A 3,337-nucleotide genomic window follows, 5' to 3' on the forward strand; every position below is an offset into this window, starting at 1 on the left:
CCCGCCGTCAGCGCGACACCGAGGCGTCCCCCGACGCCAGGAGCGCCTCGACGTCGGCGGCCGAGGCGGCCGAGGAGTCGCCGGGGGTGGTCATCACCAGGGCCCCGTGCGCCACCCCGAGGTCCACCGCCCGCTGCAGCCCCTGCCCGTGCAGCAGCCCGTGCACGAGCCCCGCGGTGAACGCGTCCCCGCTGCCGATGCGGTCCAGCACGGCGAGGTCGCGCAGGTCGGGCCCCTCCAGCACCCCGGTGGCGGCCGACCAGGCGAGGGCGCCGAAGTCGTTGCGCGAGGCTGAGAGCACCCGCCGGCGCGTGGTGGCGACCACGCGCAGGTGGGGGTTGTCCGCCGCGTCGCGCAGCACCCGCTCGCGCGGGTCGCCGCCGTCACCGGGCAGGGCGGCCAGCCCGGCGCCCACGAGGACGTCGACGTGCTCGACGAGGCGGCGGTTGAGCTCCTGCGCGGCCGGCGCGCCACCGCGCCCGGCCCACAGGCTGGGGCGGTAGTTCAGGTCGTAGGAGGTGGTCGTCCCGTGCCGGCGGGCGGCGGCGAGCGCCTCCGCGGCGAGCGCGGCGGTGCTCTCCGAGAGCGCCGCGAAGATCCCGCCGGTGTGGAACCAGCGCACCCCCTGCACGCCGAAGAGGTCGTCCCAGTCGACGTCCCCCGGCGCCAGGCGGCTGACCGCGGTGCCGCCCCGGTCCGAGACCCCCACCGAGCGGCGGACGCCGAAACCCCGCTCGACGAAGTTCAGCCCGTTGCGGACGCCGCGGCCGGCGCCGTCGGCCGGGACCCACCGCACCAGGGAGGTGTCGACCCCGCCGGTGAGGACGAGGTCCTCCACGAGCCGGCCCACCTCGTTCTCGGCGAGCGCCGTGACGACCGCGGTGCGGGCGCCGAAGCACCGGCGCAGCCCGCGGGCGACGTTGTACTCCCCGCCGCCCTCGTGGACCTCGAAGCGCCGCGCGGTGCGGATGCGCCCCTCCCCGGGGTCGAAGCGCAGCATCACCTCCCCGAGGGAGACCAGGTCGTAGCGGCACTCCCCCGCCGACCGCACCCGCACCGGGTTCCCCGGGTCCACCGCGCCGCCGCTCACCGCGCCGCCGCTCACCCCGTCGCCGCTCACCCCGTCGCCGCTCACCGCGCCGCCAGGGCGACGGCGCGGGCCGTCAGGTCCCGGACGGCGTCGAAGTCGCCGGCGGCGATCAGCTCGCGGGGGACCATCCACGAGCCGCCGACGGCGAGCACGCTCGGCACGTCCAGCCACTGCCGCAGGTCGTCGGGGCCGATGCCGCCGGTCGGGACGAAGCGCACGTCGGCGAAGGGGGCGGACAGCGCCCGCACCGCGGCGGGTCCCCCCGAGGTCGCGGCCGGGAAGAACTTCAGGGTGGACAGGCCCAGCGCGAGGGCGGCCTGGACCTCGGTGGCGGTGACGGCACCGGGCAGGACCGCCACCCCGTGCTCGCGGCAGCGCTCCACGACGGCCCGGTCGAGGCCCGGGCTGACCACGAACGCCGCACCCGCGGCGACGGCCCGGTCCACCTGGGCGGCGCTCAGGACGGTCCCGGCGCCGGCGAGCACCCCGCCGTGCTCGGCCACGACCCGCAGCGCGTCGGCGGCGGCCTGCCCGTCGCCGAGGTCACCTTCCGCACCCCGGCCGCCGGGGAGGCCAGGAAGACGACGACGTCGCCGACGTCCTGCGGCGTCCCCCACCGGCCGGCGGGGATCCGCGCGGACAGCTGCTCGCGGCGCACCGGGTCGGCCAGCAGCGCCTCGTTCATGTCGGTGGCCATGTAGCCGGGGGCCACCGCGTTCACGCCGACCCCGCGCCCGGCCCACTCGTTGCACAGCGCCTTCGTCAGCTGCGCCACGGCGCCCTTGCTGGCCGCGTAGGCGGGCACGGTCAGCCCGCCCTGGAAGGAGAGCAGGGAGGCGACGTTGACCACGCGCCCCTCGCCGCGCTCCAGCATGGGTGCGCCGAAGAGCTGGCAGAGCTGGAAGACGGCGCGCAGGTTCACGCCGAGCACCCGGTCGAAGGCGTCGAGGGGGAACTCGACGGCGGGGTGGCGCTCCTGGGTCCCGGCGTTGTTGACCAGGACGTCGACCCGCTGCTCGGCCAGGACGGCGGCCGCGGTGGCCGCGACCGCGTCGGGGTCCGCCAGGTCCACGGCGTGGTGGCGCAGGCGCCGGCCGCACCGCTGCGCCTCCTGCGCGAGCTCGCCGGCGGGGGCGCCGCGGCCCAGGACGACGACGTCGGCGCCGGCCCGCAGCAGCGAGGTGGAGATGCCCAGGCCCAGGCCGCGGCCGCCACCGGTGACGAGCGCGGTGCGGCCGCTGAGGTCGAAGGGGCCGCTCACGCCGTGCCCCCCGCCAGCAGTTCCGGGCGCGGTGCCACGAGGACCTTCAGGCAGTCGCTGCCGGAGGCGGCGGCCTCGAAGGCCCGCGCCACCTCGGCCAGGGGGAACACCGTCGTGGGGAAGGCGGCCAGCCCGAGCGCGTCGTCGGCGACCAGCTGCGCGGCCCGGCGCACGTCGGCGCTCGTGTAGACGCGCACGCCCTGCAGCGACTGCTCGCGGAAGCAGACGCCCTGCAGGTCCACGGGGGTGGGCTGCTTGTAGACGCCGACCACGACGACGCGGCCGAGGACGCGGGTGGTGGAGCTCAGCCGCGCGGCGACCGAGGGGTGGGCGGCGGTGTCGAAGGTCGTGTCGGCCCCCTCGCCGCCGGTCAGCTCCTCCAGCGCGGCGGTCAGCTCCTCGCCGTCGGCGGCGACGCGCAGGCCGAAGCCGCGGGCGACCTCGCGGCGCCAGGGCCCGGGTTCGGTGACGACGACGGTCCCGGCGCCCTCGGCGCGCGCCACCAGGGCGGTGAGCAGGCCGATCGGCCCGGCGCCCTGCACGGAGACCACGTCGCCGCGCTCCATGCCCGACAGCGAGACCGCGTGCACGGCCACGGCCAGCGGTTCCACGAGGGCGGCGGTGCGCGGGTCGACCGTTGCCGGCAGCTCGTGCAGGCGGTCCGGCGGCACGGCCAGCTGGGTGGCCAGGCCGCCGGGGGCGTCGATGCCGAACAGGCCCAGCCGCGAGCACACGTGCGCAGCACCGGTGCGGCAGGCGCGGCAGCGCCCGCAGCTGATGAGGGGCTCGACCGCGACGAGCACCCCCTCGCGCGGACCGGTGGCACCGGCGCGGGCGACCCAGCCGGAGACCTCGTGCCCCATGACCAGCGGCGCCGCCGCCCGGGGGTGGGTGCCGTGCAGGATCGACAGGTCGCTGCCGCAGATGCCGTTGCAGGCCACGTCGAGCAGCGCCCAGCCGTCGGGGACCTCGGGGGGCGGCAGGTG

At 77.9% G+C, this 3,337-nt stretch carries 4 protein-coding genes; all 4 read right to left on the minus strand.

Going from position 1 to position 3,337, the window contains the following annotated elements:
- Positions 1–7: 7 nt before the first annotated feature.
- The gene (locus GTQ99_RS19295; protein WP_420814592.1) at positions 8–1,057 is read right to left on the minus strand and encodes a sugar kinase; all 1,050 of its coding nucleotides are present in this window, start codon (positions 1,055–1,057) and stop codon (positions 8–10) included.
- A gap of 74 nt (positions 1,058–1,131) precedes the next feature.
- On the minus strand, positions 1,132–1,593 hold the full coding sequence (gene eda, locus GTQ99_RS19300) for a bifunctional 4-hydroxy-2-oxoglutarate aldolase/2-dehydro-3-deoxy-phosphogluconate aldolase (RefSeq protein WP_338075128.1): 462 nt from the start codon (positions 1,591–1,593) through the stop codon (positions 1,132–1,134).
- Positions 1,548–2,351, minus strand: coding sequence for an SDR family NAD(P)-dependent oxidoreductase (locus GTQ99_RS19305; protein ID WP_338075129.1), 804 nt, complete (start codon positions 2,349–2,351; stop codon positions 1,548–1,550). Before GTQ99_RS19305 ends, eda begins: the two co-directional genes overlap by 46 nt.
- On the minus strand, positions 2,348–3,337 hold a 990-nt coding region (locus GTQ99_RS19310), incomplete at its 5' end, for a zinc-dependent alcohol dehydrogenase (RefSeq protein WP_166617336.1). The genes GTQ99_RS19305 and GTQ99_RS19310, both read right to left, overlap by 4 nt.

The sequence above is a fragment of the Kineococcus vitellinus genome, from assembly GCF_009906315.1.
GTDB classification, from domain to species: domain Bacteria; phylum Actinomycetota; class Actinomycetes; order Actinomycetales; family Kineococcaceae; genus Kineococcus; species Kineococcus vitellinus.